Below are 21,823 nucleotides of genomic sequence, written 5' to 3' on the forward strand. Positions count from 1 at the left end.
CAAGAGTGGTCCTTGTAAAATTCCGAGGATCAGAATTGTCTTAAAGGCCTATGCACAAAAAAACCCCGGCCAACAGGCCGGGGTTGATGATCTCTCAGAAACGAAAAAGCAGAAACGGCAATCAAGCCTGGGCGACGCGGGCCTTGCCGAAGCGCTTGCGATCGTTGGCGTCCAGGTAGAACTTGCGCAGACGGATGGACTTCGGCGTCACTTCCATCAGCTCGTCGTCCTGAATCCAGGAAAGCGCGCGGTCCAGCGTCATGCGGATCGGCGGGGTCAGCTTGACAGCTTCGTCCTTGCCGGCAGAGCGGATGTTGGTCAGCTGCTTGCCCTTGAGAACGTTGACTTCCAGATCGTTGTCGCGCGAGTGAATGCCGACGATCATGCCCGCATAGACCTTTTCACCCGGTTCGATAATCATCGGGCCGCGATCTTCCAGGTTGAACATGGCATAGGCCACGGCTTCACCGGACTGGTTGGACAACAGAACGCCGTTGTTACGACCGCTGATTTCACCCTTGAACGGCTGGTAGTTATGGAACAGACGGTTCATGATCGCCGTACCACGGGTATCCGTCAGCAGTTCCGACTGGTAGCCGATCAGGCCACGAGTGGGCGCATAGAACACCAGACGAACGCGATTGCCGCCGGAAGGCCGCAGCTCGGTCATTTCAGCCTTACGCTCGGACATTTTCTGCACGACAACGCCGGAATGCTCTTCATCAACGTCGATGACGACTTCTTCGATCGGCTCCATCAGAGTGCCGTTCTCGTCCTTGTGCATCACGACGCGCGGACGCGACACAGCCAGCTCGAAGCCTTCGCGGCGCATGGTTTCGATCAGAACGGCCAGCTGCAATTCGCCACGGCCAGACACGAAGAACGAATCCTTGCCTTCCGATTCTTCAATCTTCAGGGCAACATTGCCTTCGGCTTCCTTGAACAGGCGATCGCGGATGACGCGGCTCGTGACCTTGTCGCCTTCGGTGCCAGCCAGCGGGCTGTCATTGACCAGGAAGGACATGGTAACGGTCGGCGGATCGATCGGCTGGGCTTCCAGCGCTTCGGTGACGGACGGATCGCAGAATGTGTCGGCAACCGTGCCCTTGGACAGACCGGCAATCGCCACGATGTCACCGGCATGGGCTTCTTCAATCGCAGTGCGCTCGATGCCGCGGAACGCGAGAATCTTGGAAATACGGCCGGTTTCGATGACCTTGCCGTCCTGGCTCAGAACCTTGACGGACTGGTTCGGCTTGATCGAGCCGGAATGGATACGACCGGTGATGACGCGGCCAAGGAAGGGGTTGGCTTCCAGCAGCGTGCCGATCATGCGGAACGCGCCGTCTTCGTCGCCAACGCTCGGCTCAGGAACGTGCTGCAATACCAGGTCCAGCAACGGGGCCAGGCCCTGATCCTTCGGGCCTTCAGGCGCGATATTCATCCAGCCATCACGACCGGAACCGTAGAGGATCGGGAAATCGAGCTGCTCGTCGGTGGCGTCGAGGCTGGCGAACAGGTCGAACACTTCGTTGATGACTTCTTCATGGCGGCCATCGGGACGGTCGATCTTGTTGATCGCAACGATTGGGCGAAGACCAACCTTAAGAGCCTTGCCGACCACGAATTTGGTCTGCGGCATCGGGCCTTCCGAGGAGTCGACGAGAACGATAGCGCCGTCCACCATCGACAGGATACGCTCGACTTCGCCGCCGAAGTCGGCGTGGCCGGGGGTGTCGACGATGTTGACGCGAACGCCCTTCCACTCAACCGAGGTTGCCTTGGCGAGAATGGTGATGCCGCGCTCTTTTTCCAGATCGTTGCTGTCCATGACGCGCTCTGCAACGCGCTGGTTTTCGCGGAACGAACCGGACTGTTTCAGAAGTTCGTCAACAAGGGTGGTTTTCCCATGGTCAACGTGCGCGATGATCGCGATATTGCGAATCTTCATGATTAGGATCTCTGATGGCTCTGGCGCGAAGTCCATGCCGGTGCCGATGATGAAACCAAAGACCGCGCCTGTTACTTTGGGGCGCTCATACCCTGTTTTTTGCATTTGCGAAAGAGGCAAAGCGTCTTGATGACGCTCTGCCGCATTTTCACCGCAGAATCAGGCGCTGCGCACCGGGTCAAGCACGACCTTATAGAGCTCGTTGTCGTCCCGGTCCATCAGGCGCACGGAGAGCTGTTCGCTTTGGCCATCGACATCAACGATGCCGAAGAACTGAAGACCCGCTGATGGCGGCAGGTTCTGGCCCTGCTCGGCGGTCGGCGCCTTGACGAATTTCAACTCCGGCCCGAATGTCATATCGAGGTCGCCCGGCCCGAACGTGCCCGCATGCAGGGGACCGGAGACAAACTCCCAGAACGGGTCAAAATCCTGAAAAGCCGCCTTGTCGGGATTGTAATAATGGGCGGCGGTGTAATGCACATCCGCCGTCAGCCAGACGGTATTGCGAATGCCTGTCGTCTTCATATGCCGCAGCAGTTCGGCAATCTCCAGCTCGCGGCCACGCGGCTCGCCATTATGGCCCTGCGCCACGGCTTCCGTGCCTTTCTTGTTGAGAAAGTCGTCCCAGACGACCAACCCCAAAGGCATGTCGGCGGCAATGATTTTCCAGGTCGCCCTGGAATTGGTCAGTTCCCGCTTCAGCCAGGCCACCTGCTCGGCCCCGAGGATGCGCGATTCCGGCGTCTGCACCGTTTCCATGCCGTCGTGATTGGAACCTCGATAGCTGCGCATGTCGAGGAAAAACACATCGACCAGCGGACCATGAGAAATCTTGCGGTAAACCCGGCCCGGCTCGGCAGGCGTATAGCGGATCGGTGTCATTTCATGGAAGGCACGGGCAGCACGCGCCGACAGCAGAGCAATGGACTTCTCGGTATAGCGATTGTCGGCGGTCAAATCCTTGCCCGACGACCAGTTGTTCAGCACTTCATGGTCGTCCCACTGGTAATGGGTTGGACAGATTGCCGACAGTTCCAGCACGTTCTTGTCCATCATATTGTATTTCCACTGGCCGCGATATTCGTCCAGTGTTTCGGCCACCTTGCGCTTTTCTTCGGTGACGATGACATTCTTCCACTTGGCACCATTCTTCAGATCAACCTCTTCCTTGAGGGGACCGTCCGCATAAATGGTGTCGCCGGAATGCAGGAAGAAATCTGGCTGATGCTTGGCCATGGTGGCATAGGTCTTCATGCCGGTTTCATCGATGCCCCAGCCCTGGCCCACCGTGTCACCCGACCAGACAAAGCGGACATCGCGCCTGGAGGCGGGTGCAGTGCGGAACCGACCGGTGATTGGCTCGGAAACACTGTTGATATGAGACAGATCAGCAGCCGTGAACCGATAGAAAATCTCCTGGTCGGCAGGCAGGTCGGCCAAAAGCCACTTCACGGCATAGTCACTGTCCGGCAGCGCATTGAGGGCGGGCAAACGCACAGGATTGGCAAAGCTTTCAGTGGTCGAATATTCCATCATGATCCGCGAAGGGCGGTCTACCCGTGTCCAGATCATCCCGGAATTCAGATCGACATCGCCGGATTGGACGCCGTGGGTGAAAACAGGACGGTCCGCCGCGCGTGCATAAAACGGCAGCGCCAGACCGGACCCGGCAGCAAGCCCGGCAGCACTGGTGCCGAGAAGAAACGAACGGCGGCTCAGCGCCTTGAAGGATGTGGACATCAAACCTCTCCCTGGAAAACGACGCCGGTTCAACAGAACCGACGTCGGAGCCAAACAGAGAGACATGTCAGGCGCTTAACCGCAGCGTGACAATTTCGTTAAATTTCCTGCCGCAGCAGCCGAAGAGCTTATGCCGCAAGCCCGCGCTTCTTCAACATCGCTTCCGGGCTCGGCAAGCGACCACGGAAGGCCTTGTAGGTTTCTTCCGGATCGACTGCACCGCCGATGGCATAAATATTGTCCTTCAAGCGTGCAGCCATATCAGCATTGAAGGCATTGCCGGTTTCCTCGAAAGCCTCGAAAGCATCAGCATCCAGCACTTCCGACCACATGTAGGAATAATAGCCAGCCGAATAGCCGTCGCCGGAAAACACATGCTGGAAATGCGGCGTCGCATGACGCATGACGATGGAAGCTGGCATGCCAATGTTTTGGAGAATCTCGGCCTGCACCGCCATCGGATCGGCCACCTGATCTTCCCGGGTGTGAAACGCCATATCGACCAGCGCCGATGAGGTGAATTCGACCGTATCGAACCCGGCATCGAAGGTCTGGGCTGCCAGAACCTTGTCGAGCAAGGCCTGCGGCATGGCCTCGCCGGTCTGGTAATGCACGGCATAGGTTTTCAGGATATCCGGCACCGTCAACCAATGTTCATAGAGCTGCGAGGGCAGTTCCACAAAGTCACGCGACACCGCCGTGCCTGATACCGACGGGTAAGTGACGTCAGACAGCATCCCATGCAGGGCATGGCCGAATTCGTGAAACAGCGTGCGGGCATCGTCCAGCGACAGAAGAGCTGGCTTGCCTTCGGCAGGCTTGGCGAAATTGCAGACATTGTAGATGATGGGCAATTCGCCCTGCATGCCGTTCTTCAAGGCCAGTTTGTGCTGCGACTGGAAAGAACTCATCCAGGCTCCGGAGCGCTTCGAGGACCGGGCGAAATAATCGCCGAGGAACAGCGCCTTCAGCGTGCCATCCGCCTCACGGATTTCAAACACCCGCACATCGGGGTGATAGCCCTTCACATCGTTCAGCGGCACGGCAGTGATGCCGAACAGCTTTTGCGCCACGGCAAAGCAGGCTTCGATGATTTTTTCCAGTTGCAGATAGGGCTTCAGTTCGGCTTCCGAAAAATTGAACCGCTCGGAGCGCAGCTTCTCGGCATAGAAACGCCAATCCCAGGGCGCAACCGCGTGATTCTTGCCGTCCTTGGCAATCAGGTCCGCCAATTCCTGCTCTTCGATCGCCGCCTGGGCGACAGCGCGTTCCCAGACCTGCATCAGCAGGCCATTCACTGCTTCCGGGGTCTTCGCCATGGTATTGTCGAGCTTCAGGGCCGCGAAATTCTTGTAGCCCAACAGCTTGGCCTTTTCAGCCCGAAGCGCCAGGGTTTCGGTAACGATGGCGCGGTTGTCACGCTCACCGCCGTTTTCACCACGCGCCACCCAGGCCTTGAAGGCGGTCTCGCGCAGGTCCCGCCGCTCGGAAAAGGTCAGGAAGGGGACGATGACCGAGCGCGACAGCGTCACGGCATAGGCTTCCCCCTTGCCACGGGCTTGCGCGGCAGAGGCCATCGCATCCTTCAGAAAATCAGGAATGCCCACCAGCTCGTCATCGCTGGTCAGCGGCAATGCCCAATCGGTCTCATCGCCCAGCACGTTCTGGCCGAAATTGGCGCCAAGGCTGGCCAGCCGCTCATTGATCGCTGCCAACCGCTCCTGCTCGGGCTTGGCGAGCTTGGCGCCTGCCTTGACGAAACCTTTCCAGTGGCGTTCCAGCACCCGGGTCTGCTCCAGCGTCAGGCCCAGGCTGTGGCGCTTTTCCCACAGGGCATCGACGCGGGCAAACAGCGCGGCATTCATGCTGATCTTCGAATAGTGACGCGACATTTTCGGCGCGATCTCGCGCTCCAGCGCCTGGATGACCTGGTTGGTATCGGCACCGGCCTTGTTCCAGAACAGCGCCGAGACCCGCGACAGCCCGTCACCGGCGATCTCCAGTGCGACGATGGTGTTGTCGAATGTCGGCTCCGACGGATAATTGGCGATGGTGTCGATATCAGCGTCGTGTTCGGCCAGCGCCATATCGAAGGCCGGGGCGAAATCCTCATCGGCGATGGCGGTGAAATTCGGCAGGCCATGCGGCCCATTCCAGTCGGTGACGGTGGCAAAGGCGCCGTTGGGGCCAAGATTACGGTCTGGAGATGTCATCACGAAGCAATCCTTCTCATCAATGACAAAGATATAGGCGATCACTCCCGTCATTGTCACCCCTGCGGCAGGCGCTGTTACTGGGCCATGCTCTGATATTATCGGCCAGTCTTTATTGCATCGAATTGAATCGCGTGTATTGGCTTTGCCTGTATATTCTAGGAGGCCACTGATGGACGGAAGCTCAATAGCGATCAGGCGTATTCAGGCAGACCAAGTGGACACATTTCGACGCATTCGCCTGGAAGCGCTTCGCTCTGAACCATCCTTCTATGCAAGCAGCTATGAGGACTGGGTTTCACTGTCTGTCAACGAATGGCAGCAGCGTCTGCATGATCCGGTTTTTATTGCGTTTCGGGGTGATGAGCCTGTGGGCATAATCGGGTTGCTACGCCAACGTGCGAGCAAAATGGCTCATCGTGCCACTATTATCATGGTTTATGTGCGTAAGAACCTACGTGGAACGGGCCTTGCCCGGAATCTCCTGGATACGGTTGCAGATTATGCCCGTGACATCGGGATTTTGCAGTTGGAACTGGCTGTGAGTGCGGAGAACCCGGCGGCAATACGTTTCTACCTGCGGGAAGGCTTCTCTGAGGTTGGTCGGATTCCTGGTGGCTTTCTACATGATGGCAAAGAGATTGATGACGTCATGATGGTGCGTCGCCTGCTCGGTTAGCGTTTTCGGATCTCAAGCCGCGGCTTCGCTATTGCGATTGGGGCCAAAGTTCCAGGGGAGTAGTTCATCGATCCGACTCTGCCTGTGGCAGTTGGCGATGGCCTTGAGTGTGCTGGTCAGATAGGCCTGTAGGTCAACGGAGTTGAGTTTGCAGGTCTCAATGGGGGAGGCGATGGTCACCCAACTCTCGGCTCACGCATCCCGTCCTGCAAAGAGCGTGTTCTTCCGGTTCAGCACAATCGGTAGGATGGTGCGCTCGACGCTGTTGTTTTCTATCTCGATGCGCCCACCAGTCAGGGAGAGCTTCAGACTGTCCCAGTATTTGGCGATGTAAGCCAGAGCCTCGCCAAGCGGGGAATTGGTTGCTACGCAGATAGCACTACATTCCTCTGTCACCCTTGGGTCTCAGTGGGATCTCCGATAGCAATGACCGGCCACCGCCCGAAGGATTTTTCATTTCAATTGCGCCCAGGCTGGCTTACCAGTGATCCATGCCCGTTGAATATGTCCCCGCCCCATGACGAAATCCGCCACGCCGCCGTCCCGGATGAGCGAGAACCGCACCTCCCTGCTTGGTGCGCTGTTGACGATGATCGGTCCGCTGTCCATGGCGATTTACACCCCCGCCATGCCGCAATTGGTCCATGCCTTTTCCACCACGGATGCGGCCATCAAACTTAGCCTGTCACTGTATTTCGCGGGCTTTGCCTGCGCGCAACTGCTGTCCGGCCCTTGTTCGGATGCGTTCGGACGACGCAATGCGACGCTGGGCTTTCTTGGCATCTACCTTATCGGCAGCCTGGCCGCCGCCTTTGCGCCGACGGTGGAATTGCTGCTGGCCGGGCGCATCATTCAGGGGATCGGCGCATCCGTCGGGGTCACGGTGTCGCGCGCCATGGTCCGCGACCAGTTCGTCGGGGAGCAGGCGTCTCGGATCATCAATATGATCGGCATTATGCTGGCCATCGGACCGGCCATGGGGCCGACCGTCGGCGGATTGGGCCTTGTCGCCTTCGGCTGGCAATCGGTGTTTCTGCTGATGGTCGGGTTCGGCGTGGTCAGCATTATCACGGTCGCCATTCTGATGACGGAAACGGCAGTGCCAGACCGGCAGATGATTCGCCCGGCCCGGCTTATCGCCTCTTACGCGACCTTGATGGCCGACCGGCGGGTGCTGTTCTCCGCCCTGGTTCTGGGCGGCTGTGTCGGCGCGCTCTATGCGCAATCGACAATGTTGCCCTTCGTTTTGATCAACAAGGTCGGGCTGTCGCCCGCGCAATTCGGTCTTGGCATGTTGATGCAGACTGGCTCCTATTTCGCCGGTTCAGTGGCGCTGCGGCTGATATCAAGCCATTTGCGGCCCGGTCAGGCGCTGCGCTTCGGGCTGGCGCTGGCTGGCTGCGGTGGATTGCTGATCTTTTTGTCCACCCATCTTTTGACGCCAACCTATCTCACCATCATGGGACCGGTCGCCGTCTGCGCCTTCGGCATGGCCTTCGTCATTCCCGACATTTCCACCGCAGGTCTGTTGCCGCATCCAAAACTGGCGGGCTCGGCTGCGGCCCTGATGGGCTTCGTGCAGATGAGCTGCGGTTTTCTGGGCGGGCTTGCCGCTTCCTGGCTTGGCGATCCGCTGACCGCCTTCGGGACCATCATTCCCCTGATGGAATTGATGGCGATTGTCGCCTATCTCGGCTTCCTTCGTGCCTGGAAACAGGTCCAATAAAAAACCGCCGCCAGTCTCCCGGCGACGGTTTCAAATCTTTCAAATCCTATGATTACTTGCCGAGATTGCGCTTGGCCAGCGTGCGCAGGCGAAGTGCATTGAGCTTGATGAAGCCTGCCGCATCCTTCTGGTCATAGGCGCCCTGATCGTCTTCAAAAGTGACGAGCTGGTCGGAATAAAGCGACTTTGGCGATTCGCGGCCGATGACCATGACATTGCCCTTGTAGAGCTTCAGCGTCACTTCGCCTTCGACATGTTCCTGGCTCTTATCGATCATCGCCTGCAACATTTCACGCTCCGGCGAGAACCAGAAGCCGTAATAGATCAGCTCGGCATAGCGCGGCATCAGCTCATCCTTGAGATGAGCAGCGCCACGATCCAGCGTGATCGATTCGATGGCGCGGTGCGCCGTCAACAGGATGGTGCCGCCGGGGGTCTCGTAAACGCCACGGCTCTTCATGCCGACGAAGCGGTTTTCAACCAGATCCAGACGGCCAATGCCGTTGTCACGGCCATAGGTGTTGAGTTCCGCCAGCAGCGTCGCCGGGCTCATCCGCACGCCGTTGATCGACACGGCATCGCCCTTTTCAAAGCCGACCTTGATGACGGTCGCCTTATCGGGAGCGGCTTCCGGCGAAATCGTGCGCATATGCACATATTCCGGTGCTTCCTGGGAAGGATCTTCCAGAACCTTGCCCTCGGAAGAGGAATGCAACAGGTTGGCATCGACGGAGAACGGCGCTTCTCCCTTCTTGTCCTTGGCGACCGGGATCTGGTTCTGTTCGGCAAAGGCCAGCAAATCGGTGCGGCTCTTGAAGGCCCAGTCACGCCAGGGCGCGATGATCTTGATATCAGGGTTCAAGGCATAAGCCGAAAGCTCGAAGCGGACCTGGTCATTGCCCTTGCCGGTCGCGCCATGGGCAATGGCGTCAGCGCCGGTCTTTTTGGCAATCTCGATCAGATGCTTGGAAATCAGCGGCCGGGCAATCGAGGTGCCGAGCAGGTAGACGCCTTCATAGACGGCATTGGCGCGGAACATCGGAAAGACGAAATCGCGGACGAATTCCTCGCGGACATCCTCGATGAAGATTTCCTTGATGCCCAGCATTTCCGCCTTCTTGCGGGCTGGTTCCAGCTCTTCACCCTGGCCGAGATCGGCGGTGAAGGTCACGACTTCAGCACCGAGTTCGGTCTGGAGCCATTTCAGGATGATCGAGGTATCGAGACCGCCGGAATAGGCGAGAACGACCTTTTTGACGTCTTTCGGAAGTACCATGAGTGCGAAGTCCGTGTGTCTGGGCGAGGCCACTGAACCGGGCCTCCTCGGGTTGGAGGCACTTTTAGCTGGATTGGCGCGTCATGCAAGGGTGAAGCCCTCGCACAATCGCACAAGGCGAGCCCGGACAGGCAAAGCCGGTCTGAAAACACCGACCCGGATTTGACTTGAAATTTGACTTGGACGCAGCAAGTCCCATATGCCGATGGTCAGCATTGCGACAATTCCACGGGTAATATCAAGTATTTCAGCCAGGAATTGCATAGAAACGGTAGAATTGGAGCGGTTCGTCATTCTCGATCAAGGACCGCGTTCAAACGATCAAAGGAGCAAGACATGACCGACATTCAATCGGTAATTGCCAAGGGCAAGGTCGCGGTCGTCACCGGGGCAGCCTCAGGCATCGGCCTTGCCGCCGCCAAGGCTTTCGCCAGCCAGGGCATGTGCGTCGTGCTCGCCGATCTCGGTGGGGACGCGCTTGCCCATGCGCGCAGCGAAGTCGCAACAGTCTCGGAAAATCCGGAGAGCGATATCGTCGCCATCGAGACAGATGTCAGCAAGCTGGATGAGCTGGAAGCATTGGAGCGCGCCGTGCTTCAACGCTTCGGGCGTGTCCACCTGTTGATGAACAATGCCGGCATCCAGCCGGGCAGCAGCCTGTTCGGACCACAGGTCAACTGGGACAATGTGTTTGCCGTCAACCTGATGGGCGTCATCCATGGCACGAGGGTGTTCGGGCCGGATATGATCGCCCACAAGGACCCGGCCATCATCATCAATACCGGCTCCAAGCAGGGCATCACCACCCCGCCCGGCGACCCCGCCTACAATGTTGCCAAAGCCGGCGTCAAAGCCTTCACCGAGGCCTTGCAGCATGAACTGCGCAACACACCGGACTGCAATGTCAGCGCCCATCTGCTGATTCCCGGCTTCGTCTTCACCGGTCTGACAGCCGGTGAGCGGGTGACAAAACCCGACACGGCCTGGACCCCGGAACAGACGGTGGATTTCATGCTGGAAAGCCTCAAACGCGGCGATTTCTACATTCTCTGCCCCGACAACGATGTGCAACGGGCCGTCGATGAAAAGCGCATTGCCTGGGCCGCTGGCGACATCATTGAAAACCGTCCGCCGCTGTCACGTTGGCACCCGGATTATGAAGAGGCCTTCAAGGCGCATCTGAAAGGCTGAATGGCCTTTATGTCTTAAGCGTCAGGCCGTGACAGGTGGCTCCCGAAATCTGTCACGGCCCTACTGCATTTACAATAATTCTATTTAAAGTTTCGCGTTATGCGTGTATCGATATCTTCATTCTTATGGAGGTGTTTCAATGACTGTTTTTTACGCCTGGGTTAATCCCGCATTTTTCGAAGGCAATCCTCTCGATCACACCTGGGTCACGACCTATAACAACAGGGTTGACACCTATGCGACAATCGATGCGGTGACACAGGCCGGGCAAACCTATTGGTATTGCTGGGGTGATTTTCACGCCACCGGCTCCACGGATGATTATCCAACCGGCCTGCTTGCCCAGCAGGACGGCAACACCGCCATCGCCAGCTGCCTTGTCGAACCCAATGTCGAGGGATCGCTTTCCAATTCACCGCCGAACGGAACCATTCTGGTCTATGGTGTGAATGGCGTGTGCCATCAGATTGCCAACCAAGTGCTATATGCGACGAAAACGGCAACCACAGCACCTTTGACCGTCAAGGGCGCAGCCGGATATGCCTTGAGTACCTTTCTCTATGGTACCTATGGCACCCGCAAGGCAGCATGGGCAAAGAATATCACCACCTGCACAGCGGGAGAGACCAGCGGAGCGATCCGGGAAGAGGATGCGATGAGCGACCTGCCAGACGATTTTCTCGACCATGCCCGCCAGACACTGGGCGACCAGCCCGAAAAGCTGCAAAAACTGCTGGACTTGCGAGAGGCTGTTGCATCCTACATGGCAATGGACCTGCCAGGCACGGCAGCACCTTCCATAGACCTGATCAACGCGCGTAACCAGCACATGCTGGATCAGGCCGCGGACCTTCTCGGGGCAGCCGATTTTGAAAAGGTCTTCGGCATTCATCCCCAAAAACGGGTGAAACTGGTCCATCCGTCACAGTTGGAAACCACCAGAGAGCAAAAATAAGCCTCGCATCGGCTTGCTGAAAAGGGATCGCGGATCGTAACATGGCCCGCGAACCCTCTTCTTATGCCATGCGAGATAGTCATGACCTTCATTCCGGGCCTGCCGACCCTTCTAGCCTTTACCGCCGCCTGCCTATTGCTGGCGACCACACCCGGGCCGGACATGACACTCTCCATCAGCCGTGCATTGCGCGATGGCAAGGCGGCGGGTCTTGCCGTGCTGATCGGCACCAATCTCGGGATTGCAGTCCATACGATGCTGGTGGCTTTCGGGGTCTCTGCCCTGATTGTCGCTTCGCCCACCGCCTTTCTGATCCTGAAAAGCGGTGGGGCTGCTTATCTGGCCTGGCTCGCTTTCCAGGCGATCCGTCACGGCTCGAAATTCGTTGCCACGCCTGAAGCGGGCGCAAAGGGCAGCGTGAAGGCGGCGTTTCTCAATGGCATCTGGGTCAATCTGCTCAACCCGAAAGTCATCATTTTCTTCATGACCTTCCTGCCGCAATTCGTCACCGCCCATGACCCTCATGTCACGGGCAAGCTGCTGTTCCTCGGTTTCTGGTTCATGCTGGTGTCGCTCCCCATCACGGTCGCCATCGTGCTGGCCGCCGACAAGCTGGCTGGCTGGCTGCAACGCAATCCGAAAGTGCTGAGGGGAATGGATTACACCTTTGCAGGTGTCTTTTCAGTCTTTGCCGCCAAGATCCTGATGACCGAGGCGCGATGACAGAGGATGCGTCTAAAAAGGCGCGATACCGAAGATCAATGAACGTGTTTGCGCGATTTCTCAGCGTCAATGCGGTCTTTGCGGGTGATGAAGAGCATGAAAAAGCCAATCATCAATCCGCCGACAGGCATGATCAACATTGTCAGAAATTGCTCTGTGCTCATGGCTTCAGACCTTTCAATATCTTCCGCGCTAACAAATGTAATGCCACAGACGCTAAAATGCAAATGGAACACACAAGCGCAAGATTTCCGTTCGGCCCATGGCCACTATTGACCGTAGAAATCACCGGCGCAAAACCTCCAACGGCAAAAATCGCGATGGCAACGCCATTGATATAGGTTGCCGTCAACTTGGTTCGTTCATTGCGAACGGCAATTTCCATCAATCGTCCTCGCTCTTAGTCGTCTTCACCATGGCCAACGATCATCATCGCCTCATAGGCCAGACGTTCGGTCTTGCGCATCCGTTCCGATTCAGACTTTAACTGCCCGCAAGCGGCCAGAATATCACGGCCGCGCGGCGTGCGGATCGGTGAGGCATAGCCTGCCGAATTGATGAAATCGGCAAATTTCATGATCTGGTCCCAGTCGGAACACTGGTAATTGGTGCCGGGCCACGGATTGAAGGGAATGAGATTGATCTTGGACGGAATGCCCTTCAATAGCTGAATCAGGCCCTTGGCATCCTCAAGACTGTCGTTCACATCCTTCAGCATCACATATTCGAAGGTAATGCGCCGGGCGTTGGACAGGCCCGGATAATTGCGACAGGCTTCGATCAGGTCCTTCAGCGGATATTTCTTGTTGATTGGCACCAGCAGGTCGCGCAATTCGTCGCGCACCGCATGCAGCGAAATCGCCAGCATCACGCCGATTTCATCGCCGGTGCGGTAGATTTCCGGCACCACGCCGGAGGTCGAAAGCGTGATGCGGCGCTTGGACAGCGACAATCCATCGCCATCCGAGGCGATCAGCAGCGCCTTTTTCACTTCTTCGAAATTATAAAGCGGCTCGCCCATGCCCATCATCACCATATTGGTGATCTTGCGGCCCTCATTCGGCACCATCGCGCCAACGGGCGCATCGCGGTCGGGAAAATCGCCCAGCCGGTCGCGGGCCAACAACAGTTGCGACAGAACTTCTTCCGCTGTCAGGTTGCGCACAAGCTTCTGCGTGCCGGTGTGACAGAAGGTGCAGGTCAGCGTGCAGCCGACCTGACTGGAAACGCAGAGCGTTCCCCGGCCCTCTTCCGGAATATAGACGCATTCCACTTCGACCGGACGCCCGGCACCACGCGGCGGATAGCGCAGCAACCACTTGCGGGTGCCATCATTAGACACCTGTTCCTCGACAATTTCAGGTCGGGCAATGGTGAAATGCGCCTTGAGCTTCTCGCGCATGTCCTTGGCGACATTGGTCATCTGGTCGAAATCGGAGACGCCGCGCACATAGATCCAGTTCCACAGCTGGGCAACACGCATCCGCACCTGCTTGTCGGCGACGCCGATCTCGCGCAGCATGTCGCCCATTTCCTCGCGGGTCTGACCGATCAGGGTCGGCTTGGTGGCACCAGCCATGGCGGCGGGCCGCGCCTGGGGCGTCCGCTCGATGATAATTTCCGTGGCAGCCATCACTTAACCTCATCAAAACCGAGTGATCGACAGCCTCGCAGCCATAGAATGACGCGGGCCTTCGCACTCTATTTTTCAACTTTGCTGTGTGCAAGAAATCGATAACGCCCCATCATCAGCAGACAACGGCGCGGCGGCCTTCAAGACCGCATTCGCCGGGCCTTTATCATCAAAATGCCGCGACGTCATCCCAAAACGCAAAAAGGCCGGAAAACCCGGCCTTCGTCGCATCATGAAGAAAATGTTATTTGCACTTTTCAATGCGTTTCAAGGCATCGGAAATACCCTGGAGCGAATAAGCGTAATTGGTTGGCGTGCCACGACCGGAAACGGCCTGAACGCTCATGGTCTTGCCGACCTTCATCGCGGCCACCAAAGCCGGCTCTTCGGCAGCATTTTCCACCCAGGCGGCACTATCCTTGGTAAACATCGTAAAGCTCTTGGCGTCGATTTTCACCGTCACCTTGGAACCGGTCTTCAGCGTGTAGCCCATCATCGCCTGCGGCTCGTAGGAAATGTTCTGGCCGGGACGCTGCGAGACGATGAAGAAAATATCGCCGTGATTGACGGAAGGCGGCTCCTTCGTGGTCGGCACCGATAGCACATAGCAGACCGTGCTGTTGCCGGACTTGTAGGAATAAGCCCCCCAAGCCTTGAACTGCTCGATCCGCGTCGGGCTTGGCGATTGCGCCGCGGCCACATCTGCGAATGCCAGCATGATTGCGACTGCGGTTGCGATTCTTTTTACAAACATTTTCTTCCTGCCGCTTTTTCGTCGGACGCCAAGACAACCAGTCTCGTGTCCAGCCTCGAAACCTCATTCAATTTGACTTAATTTTGGTTACCAAACCGTCAACGAGACATGAAATGCACAGCTTATAGCCGACAAATCCATGCTTCCAGTCAGTCCTTTTCCGAAAATGGTACAGATTGAAGGCACCGGCAGATCAACCGGCCCTCTGGTAGAACACAAGGAATCAGGCAGGAATTGGACTATGGCACAAGAGACTGGCGCCAGAGTTGAAAATGTCGCATTCAGCCCCGTTCAGCCTGCCCTTGTGGTGCGCTTTTTTTTTCGCCGTGCACCAGATCGCCATCATCGGCCAAGACGGCATCGGCTGCATCGTAATGACGTTCCTTGATATGACCGTTGATCATCGCCAGCGCTGTCGTCAGCACGGCAATGTCGTCGGTAAAGCCAACAAAGGCCAGCATATCGGGAATGGCATCAAAGGGCAGGACGAAATAGCCAAGGGCTGCAAGCAGGATACCACGCACCCGAAGTGGGGTCTGGCGATCCGTCGCACAATAGAAGGCGGCAATCACATCCCGGCTAAACGGAATGTGGCGAATGGCTTTGCGCATCTTCGGCCAGAAGGTCCGGTTCAGCTTCTGCTGCTGCTTTTGCTGTTGGGCTTCATCGCCCGGCAGAAGAATTTCACCAATCTTCACATCGTCCAGTTTCGCTTCGACCATGACCTGCCTCTTTCTCACTCTCCACCTTGGGATGTGAATCCGGTTATGGACCCTGATATGGGAATGATGAGTGTTTCTGTCAAACGCGCCGCTTTGCGACCTGGTCCATGGCAGCTGCCAGCTTCAGATCATGCCCGGTCAATCCGCCGACATCATGGGTGGTCAACTTTACGTCCACCCGCCGGTAGACATTGAACCATTCCGGATGATGGCCCATTTTTTCGGCAATGATGGCGCATTCCGTCATGAAGCCGAAGGCCTGGGCAAAATCGTCGAAGGAAAATTCCTTGGTGATCGCGTCGCCCTGTTCAGACAGGCTCCATCCATCCAGGTCGCGCAGAGCGCCCGGAACCGCCTCCGGCGCAAGTCGTTCATATCGCATGATCAATTCCAATCTGGCCGCCGCAGCATATCACTCGCCGACATGGCGAGAAGCGCTCATCAGACAAGCCATTCGAGCCCAAAAAGTTCCTTCGACGTCCGCTTTCAGATTGGGCTTATCCGTTCAGCGAATGCTCGGCATGGTCTGAAAAACTGACCTCTGAGCGCTCTTCATAGAGGGGGAAGATTTCCTCCTTCAGATAAGGGCCACCCCCCACCGATTCCTTGGAGGACATCAGCACGAATCTTGGAACGAAAAAGGGCGCGGTCTGGAAATTACCGCGCCCTGACAGATAATGTACAACGTCATCCAGTCTTGATGACTTCAGCCGCGCCAGCGTCACATGCGGCGTGAACTTTCGGGGGTCGGGCGGCAGCCCCACTCTCTGGCAGATTCGCTCAATTTCGCCCTGGAGCGCCGTCATTTGCGGATGTGGCGTGACGCCTGCCCAGATGGAATGCGGTTTCTTCGACCCGAAGGAACCGATACCGTTCAGGCTGAGCTGGAATTCCGGCCGGTCGATGCGATCCAGCCTATCGACGATCTCATCGGCGGTTCGCCCGTCGATATCGCCTATGAACCGAAGGGTGATATGGTAATTTTCCACATCGATCCATCGGGCTCCCGGAAGCCCGCCGCGCAGCAAAGACAGGCTCAAGGCCACGTTGCGCGGAATTTCGAGGGCAGTGAACAATCTCGGCATGGAGAGCTCCCCGAATCTTTTGCAGATGCTAACAACGAATCATGCTTGCAAAGTGTAAGCAAGTCGTTAATTGACCTTATCCTCCAAACCTTTCGCGAAACTCTGGACGGCGGGCAGCATACGCTCGACCATCACCCCCACGCCTTTGGCATTGGGATGCATGCCATCGCCCAGTTTCAACGTGGAGTCGGTTACGACACCATCGAGGATAAACGGATAGAGCGGAATTTTATATTTTTCAGCCAGACGCTGATAGAGCGGATTGAACCTTTTGGCATAATCCGCGCCCATATTGGGCGGCGCGATCATGCCCACCAACAGCACGCCGATCTTGCGGGCCTGCAATTTTTCGATAATCGCAGATAAGTTCTTTTCACTTTCTTCCGGCGCGATACCGCGCAGCGCATCATTGGCGCCAAGCTCCAGAATAACGCCCTGCGTACCGTCAGGCACCGACCAGTCGACCCGCGCCAGCCCGCCTTCCGTGGTATCGCCGGACACACCGGCATTGCCGATGCTGACATTCATGCCCTTGTCATGCAGGGCTTTTTCCAGCTGGCTCGTCAGGGCCTCATCGCCCTGAAGCTGATAGCCGGCCATCAGGCTGTCGCCTAGCCCGATCAATTGCACTTGCGCTTCCGCCACCGGTGTATCCCCCGTCGCATCCTCTGGCATGGACTGGTCCTGTAAAGGCTGGTCAGGCATGGACTGTTCCGCTGGCTGGCCTTGCGGAGCCTGTTCCTGCGCCAGACTGGGTACGGCAAAAGAGCCAGTTGTCAGCAGACCAACCAGCCCTATGACGGCGAATTGAAGGGGGACAGGTTTAAAACCCATGATGGCTTTCCTAAATTCGCGTAGACGATCATGATGCCCGACCGGACATCGCCAAGGCGTTAAAGACCTTGAACCTCATATAGGACGAAAACCGCGTGAGACAAACCATCATTCAGCTCAGAAAAGCCGATCTCACCCTTGGCAATGCCGCAGCCTCGGTCCACGTCCTCAAAGGCATGGACCTGGATATTTCAGAAGGCGAATCGATTGGCATTGTCGGGCCCTCCGGTTCGGGAAAATCGACGCTGCTGATGGTGCTGGCCGGGCTGGAACGGCTGGACAGCGGCGAAATCCACATCAACGGCACTGCGCTGCATGGCTTGAGCGAAGATGCGCTCGCCGATTTTCGCGGCCGCAATATCGGCATCGTCTTCCAGTCCTTCCACCTGATCGCCAATATGACGGCGCTGGAAAATGTCGCTGTGCCGCTGGAACTGGCCAATGTCAAAAATCCTTTCGACATTGCCACCCGCGAGTTGCGCGCCGTCGGCCTTGGCGAGCGGCTCACCCATTATCCCGGCCAATTGTCTGGCGGCGAACAGCAACGAGTGGCTATTGCCCGCGCCCTTGCCCCCTCGCCCGCCGTGGTGATTGCCGATGAGCCGACCGGCAATCTGGATGGCGCAACCGGACGGCAGATTGCCGATCTGCTATTTGCCAAACAGGCCGAGCGCAAGACAACGCTGGTTCTGGTTACCCACGACACGGCCTTGGCCGGTCGCTGCTCAAGGCAGGTCCGCGTTCGCTCCGGCCAGATCGAGCCGGGCGATGAAGCGGGCAAGTCGCTTGCCGACGAGACCGTTTCGGCATGAGCGGATTTTTGCAACGTCTCAGAACCGCCTTGCGTCTCAGCGCCCGCGAAATGCGCGGCGGGTTTGGCGGATTTTATATTTTCCTCGCCTGTATCGCACTTGGCACAGCGGCGATTGCCGCAGTCAATTCCGTCTCCACTTCAATTACCCGGTCCATCGCCAGCCAGGGGCAGTCGCTCTTGGGCGGCGACATCAGGTTCGAGTTGAACAACCGGGAGGCCAATGCGGCGGAGAGCGCCTTCCTCCAAGGGCTCGGCACCATCTCTGCGTCCACCGGCCTGCGCTCCATGGCCCGGTTGCCGGATGGCTCCGATCAGTCTTTGGCGGAAATCAAGGCGGTTGATAGCGCCTATCCGCTCTACGGCACATTCGTCGCCACACCCGATCAGCCTTTGGCGGGGCTGCTGACAAAAACCGGCGACGCTTATGGTGCGGTCGCAGCCCCTTTGCTGCTCGACCGCCTGGGAATAAAGATCGGCGATAGCCTGCTGGTCGGCTCCGCCCGGCTGGTGATTACCGGCACCATCACCACTGAGCCAGATGCCATTTCGGAAGGCTTCGGCTTTGCGCCGCGTGTCATTACCAGCGGCGAAGCGCTCGCCGCCTCCGGCCTGATCCAGACCGGCAGCCTGGTCGAACATGTCTACAAAATCAGGCTGAAACCCGGCAGCCCCTCGCTGCCTGTCATTCAGGATCAGGCAAAGCAGCAATTTCCCGATGCAGGCTGGTCGATCCGCACCAGCGACCGGGCAGCACCCAACCTGACCGAAAATATCACCCGGTTTTCGCAATTCCTGACACTTGTCGGGCTGACGGCGTTGATTGTCGGCGGTGTCGGCGTCGCCAATGCGGTGCGCGCCTTTCTCGACAGCAAGCGTAGCGTCATCGCCACGCTGAAATGCCTTGGCGCACCGGCTAGCGTCGTCGTCATGGTCTATCTGTTCCAGATCCTGATGGTCGCCAGTATCGGCATTGCGCTGGGGCTTGCCATCGGTGCCATCGCGCCATGGATCGCCAGCTATTATCTGGCGCAATTCCTGCCGATCCAGGCGGATTTCGCCATTTACCCACGCTCCCTGCTGCTGGCCCTGCTGTTTGGCGGGCTGACCACGCTGGCCTTCGCCGTCATGCCGCTCGGTCATGCGCGGCAAGTGCCGGCCACGGCGCTGTTTCGCGAGCAGGGTTTCGAGACCCGCCGCCTGCCCTCCTGGCCATATGTACTGGTGGCGGGGCTGGCCATCCTCGCCCTTGCCGCATTGGCGATCCTGACCGCCTATGATCGACGGCTGGCGATATTCTTCCTGATTGCCATGGCCGCCAGCTTCGTAGTGCTGCGGCTGGTCGCTTATGGCGTCTCAGCGCTTGCCCGGAAAAGCCCTCGGCTTCCCTCGCCTGCGCTTCGCCTGGCGGTCGGCAATATCCATCGGCCCGGCGCGCTGACGCCCTCGGTCATTCTGTCGCTTGGCCTTGGCCTTGCACTTTTGGTGACGCTGTCGATGATCGACGGCAATCTGCGGCGTAATCTCACTGGAACGCTGTCTGAAAAAGCCCCGAATTTCTTTTTCGTCGATATCCAGCGCGACCAGCTCGATGATTTCCGTCAGATCATTGCCCGTGAGGCGCCGCAGGGGCAGGTCGTTGAAGTGCCGATGTTGCGTGGACGAATCACCGCCTTCAATGGCCAGGACGTGGCCAAGATGAACGTGCCGCCGCAGGGCCGTTGGGTCCTGCGCGGCGACCGGGGCATTACCTATGCCACCGACCTGCCGAAAAATGCCACGGTGACCGAGGGCCAATGGTGGACACCAGATTACAAGGGAGAACCGCTGGTGTCATTCTCCGCCCAGGAAGCAGGCGAACTGGGCCTGAAACTGGGCGATACGGTAACCGTCAATGTGCTTGGGCGCACCATCACCGCGAAAATCGCCAATTTCCGCAAGGTGGATTGGCAATCCCTGTCGATCAATTTCGTCATGGTGTTTTCGCCCAATACCTTTGCTGGCGCACCCCATGCCTGGATCGCCACCCTGACCGAACCATCCGCCACCCCGCAGCAGGAGGCAAGCATCCTGCGTGCCGTCACCAAGGCCTATCCCACCATTACCAGCGTGCGGGTCAAGGATGCGCTGGATATGGTGAATTCGCTGGTCGGCCAGTTGGCCGTTGCCATCCGGGCCGCCGCCGCCATCGCCCTCATTTCCTCCGTTCTGGTGCTGTCGGGTGCGCTTGCAGCAGGCAATCGGGGCCGTACCCATGATGCGGTGGTGCTGAAAACGCTGGGAGCAACGCGGCCAATGCTGATCCGCGCCTTTACCTACGAATATCTGCTGCTTGGCCTTGCCACGGCGATTTTCGCGCTGCTGGCCGGAAGCGTTGCCGGTTGGTATGTGGTCAGCCAGATCATGAAACTGCCCGCCAGCTTCCTGCCCGGGGTCGCCGTTTCCACAGTCGCGCTGGCGCTGGTGACGACGATCGGCATCGGCCTTGCCGGAACATGGCGGGTTCTGGGGCAGAAGGCAGCGCCGGTTCTGCGAGAACTCTGACAGGGATGGGGCCTTGGCCGTTAACCGAACTGGATGACCATGGGCTACATTACCGAGGTTTAACGCAAAAGCCCTTGTTCTATAGCGTTATTGCTCCCATATTGACGCTACGCATGCTGGAGCCCCGCAGCGGCGCTTGGGACACTGTCCCGCACCGTGAACAATCCGGGGCTTAATGAGAGGAAACCATGTCTGATTTTCGCAATTATCAGGCGCGTACTGGGGTAGGTTCGGCCGAGATGATCGACCAAGGCCTGCGCAGCTACATGCTGAAGGTCTATAACCTGATGGGTCTTGGACTGGCGATTACCGGCGTTGCGGCTTACGTGATCGCCATGCTTGCCACCACGACCGACCCATCGCAGGCCGTCGGACAGTTCGGCAACGGCATTTTGCTCACCAGCCTTGGCGCTGCCATTTACGGTAGCCCGCTGAAGTGGGTGATCATGCTGGCTCCTATCGGTCTGGTATTTTTCCTGAGCTTCAAGATCCAGTCGATGAGCGTATCGGCGGCCCGCACCACCTTCCTGGTCTATGCCGGTCTGGTCGGCCTGTCGCTGTCGTCTATCCTGCTGATCTATACCGGCCAGAGCGTGGTGCAGACCTTCTTCGTCACGGCTGCTTCGTTCGGCGCCCTGTCGCTGTATGGCTACACCACCAAGCGTAGCCTGAGCGCGATGGGTTCGTTCCTGATCATGGGCCTGTTCGGCCTGATCATCGCTTCGCTGGTCAACATCTTCCTGCAGTCCTCGGCGCTCGCCTTTGCTGTTTCGGCTATCGGCGTCGTTATCTTCGCAGGCCTGACCGCCTACGACACGCAGAAGATCAAGGAAATGTATTTCGAGCAGGATGGTGCCGATACGGCTGGCCGCAAGGCTATCCTGGGTGCGCTGACCCTTTACCTCGACTTCATCAACCTGTTCCTGTTCATGCTGCGCTTCATGGGCGACCGTCGCTAACCGGCGGATACCAGCAACAGGATCACA

19 protein-coding genes and 1 pseudogene are annotated in these 21,823 nt (G+C 57.9%); 8 read left to right on the top strand and 12 right to left on the bottom strand.

From position 1 onward, the window contains the following. Positions 1–121 precede the first annotated feature (121 nt). The 3 genes from typA to FS819_RS15015 all read right to left on the bottom strand — a co-directional run bounded on the left by typA (position 122) and on the right by FS819_RS15015 (position 5,904). Entirely contained in the window at positions 122–1,951 is a 1,830-nt protein-coding gene (typA, locus tag FS819_RS15005; protein ID WP_070153226.1) for a translational GTPase TypA, read from the bottom strand. A 159-nt stretch (positions 1,952–2,110) separates the two neighbouring features. Continuing rightward, on the bottom strand, positions 2,111–3,691 hold the full coding sequence (locus FS819_RS15010; protein ID WP_156548023.1) for an alkaline phosphatase D family protein: 1,581 nt from the start codon (positions 3,689–3,691) through the stop codon (positions 2,111–2,113). A 128-nt stretch (positions 3,692–3,819) separates the two neighbouring features. Further along, on the bottom strand, positions 3,820–5,904 hold the full coding sequence (locus FS819_RS15015; RefSeq protein WP_156548199.1) for a M3 family metallopeptidase: 2,085 nt from the start codon (positions 5,902–5,904) through the stop codon (positions 3,820–3,822). A 172-nt stretch (positions 5,905–6,076) separates the two neighbouring features. On the opposite strand from FS819_RS15015, the gene FS819_RS15020 reads away from it, so the two are divergent. Beyond that, on the top strand, positions 6,077–6,583 hold the full coding sequence (locus tag FS819_RS15020) for a GNAT family N-acetyltransferase (protein WP_156548024.1): 507 nt from the start codon (positions 6,077–6,079) through the stop codon (positions 6,581–6,583). 12 nt (positions 6,584–6,595) lie between these two features. Here FS819_RS15020 and FS819_RS15025 read toward each other — a convergent pair. Next, positions 6,596–6,952, bottom strand: a pseudogene (locus tag FS819_RS15025) (transposase domain-containing protein); the annotation flags it as partial. Between the two features lie 178 nt (positions 6,953–7,130). Between FS819_RS15025 and FS819_RS15030 the strand changes: the two are divergent. Beyond that, on the top strand, positions 7,131–8,309 hold the full coding sequence (locus tag FS819_RS15030) for a multidrug effflux MFS transporter (RefSeq protein ID WP_156548200.1): 1,179 nt from the start codon (positions 7,131–7,133) through the stop codon (positions 8,307–8,309). A 52-nt stretch (positions 8,310–8,361) separates the two neighbouring features. Here FS819_RS15030 and FS819_RS15035 read toward each other — a convergent pair whose 3' ends face one another. Next, positions 8,362–9,585 carry an argininosuccinate synthase gene (locus FS819_RS15035; protein ID WP_070164297.1) on the bottom strand — a complete coding sequence of 408 codons (1,224 nt, stop codon included), beginning with the start codon at positions 9,583–9,585 and terminating at the stop codon, positions 8,362–8,364. A gap of 336 nt (positions 9,586–9,921) precedes the next feature. Between FS819_RS15035 and FS819_RS15040 the strand changes: the two genes are divergently transcribed. The 3 genes from FS819_RS15040 to FS819_RS15050 all read left to right on the top strand — a co-directional run bounded on the left by FS819_RS15040 (position 9,922) and on the right by FS819_RS15050 (position 12,454). After that, the gene (locus tag FS819_RS15040; RefSeq protein ID WP_156548025.1) at positions 9,922–10,776 is read left to right on the top strand and encodes an SDR family NAD(P)-dependent oxidoreductase; all 855 of its coding nucleotides are present in this window, start codon (positions 9,922–9,924) and stop codon (positions 10,774–10,776) included. 139 nt (positions 10,777–10,915) lie between these two features. Then, entirely contained in the window at positions 10,916–11,731 is an 816-nt protein-coding gene (locus tag FS819_RS15045; RefSeq protein ID WP_156548026.1) for a hypothetical protein, read from the top strand. Positions 11,732–11,812: 81 nt separating this feature from the next. Then, positions 11,813–12,454, top strand: coding sequence for a LysE family translocator (locus tag FS819_RS15050; protein WP_156548027.1), 642 nt, complete (start codon positions 11,813–11,815; stop codon positions 12,452–12,454). Positions 12,455–12,614: 160 nt separating this feature from the next. On the opposite strand, the gene FS819_RS15055 is transcribed toward FS819_RS15050, so the two are convergent. The 7 genes from FS819_RS15055 to FS819_RS15085 form a co-directional block, all read right to left on the bottom strand. Then, the gene (locus tag FS819_RS15055) at positions 12,615–12,839 is read right to left on the bottom strand and encodes a hypothetical protein (protein ID WP_015917430.1); all 225 of its coding nucleotides are present in this window, start codon (positions 12,837–12,839) and stop codon (positions 12,615–12,617) included. Between the two features lie 15 nt (positions 12,840–12,854). Next, positions 12,855–14,033: a dual-specificity RNA methyltransferase RlmN gene (rlmN, locus tag FS819_RS15060; RefSeq protein ID WP_409049890.1), complete on the bottom strand. Its 1,179-nt coding sequence runs from the start codon at positions 14,031–14,033 to the stop codon at positions 12,855–12,857. 298 nt (positions 14,034–14,331) lie between these two features. After that, positions 14,332–14,841, bottom strand: a complete 510-nt coding sequence (locus FS819_RS15065) for an invasion associated locus B family protein (RefSeq protein WP_015917432.1) — start codon at positions 14,839–14,841, stop codon at positions 14,332–14,334. Between the two features lie 281 nt (positions 14,842–15,122). Next, a complete protein-coding gene (locus FS819_RS15070) occupies positions 15,123–15,548 on the bottom strand; it encodes a YkvA family protein (protein ID WP_197434108.1) in 426 nt (141 codons plus the stop codon). Between the two features lie 94 nt (positions 15,549–15,642). Further along, positions 15,643–15,945 carry a 4a-hydroxytetrahydrobiopterin dehydratase gene (locus FS819_RS15075; protein ID WP_156548029.1) on the bottom strand — a complete coding sequence of 101 codons (303 nt, stop codon included), beginning with the start codon at positions 15,943–15,945 and terminating at the stop codon, positions 15,643–15,645. Positions 15,946–16,060: 115 nt separating this feature from the next. Continuing rightward, a complete protein-coding gene (gene thpR / locus FS819_RS15080) occupies positions 16,061–16,648 on the bottom strand; it encodes an RNA 2',3'-cyclic phosphodiesterase (protein ID WP_156548030.1) in 588 nt (195 codons plus the stop codon). A gap of 66 nt (positions 16,649–16,714) precedes the next feature. Then, entirely contained in the window at positions 16,715–17,323 is a 609-nt protein-coding gene (locus FS819_RS15085; protein WP_234624577.1) for an arylesterase, read from the bottom strand. Positions 17,324–17,577: 254 nt separating this feature from the next. On the opposite strand from FS819_RS15085, the gene FS819_RS15090 reads away from it, so the two are divergent. The 3 genes from FS819_RS15090 to FS819_RS15100 all read left to right on the top strand — a co-directional run bounded on the left by FS819_RS15090 (position 17,578) and on the right by FS819_RS15100 (position 21,796). Further along, entirely contained in the window at positions 17,578–18,294 is a 717-nt protein-coding gene (locus FS819_RS15090) for an ABC transporter ATP-binding protein (RefSeq protein WP_234624550.1), read from the top strand. Beyond that, entirely contained in the window at positions 18,291–20,837 is a 2,547-nt protein-coding gene (locus FS819_RS15095; RefSeq protein ID WP_156548032.1) for an ABC transporter permease, read from the top strand. Before FS819_RS15090 ends, FS819_RS15095 begins: the two co-directional genes overlap by 4 nt. Before the next feature lie 188 nt (positions 20,838–21,025). Next, positions 21,026–21,796, top strand: a complete 771-nt coding sequence (locus FS819_RS15100; RefSeq protein WP_070164290.1) for a Bax inhibitor-1/YccA family protein — start codon at positions 21,026–21,028, stop codon at positions 21,794–21,796. The last annotated feature ends 27 nt before the right edge of the window (positions 21,797–21,823 follow it).

This window comes from Allorhizobium sp. Av2, assembly GCF_021462805.2.
Lineage (GTDB): Bacteria > Pseudomonadota > Alphaproteobacteria > Rhizobiales > Rhizobiaceae > Allorhizobium > Allorhizobium vitis_G.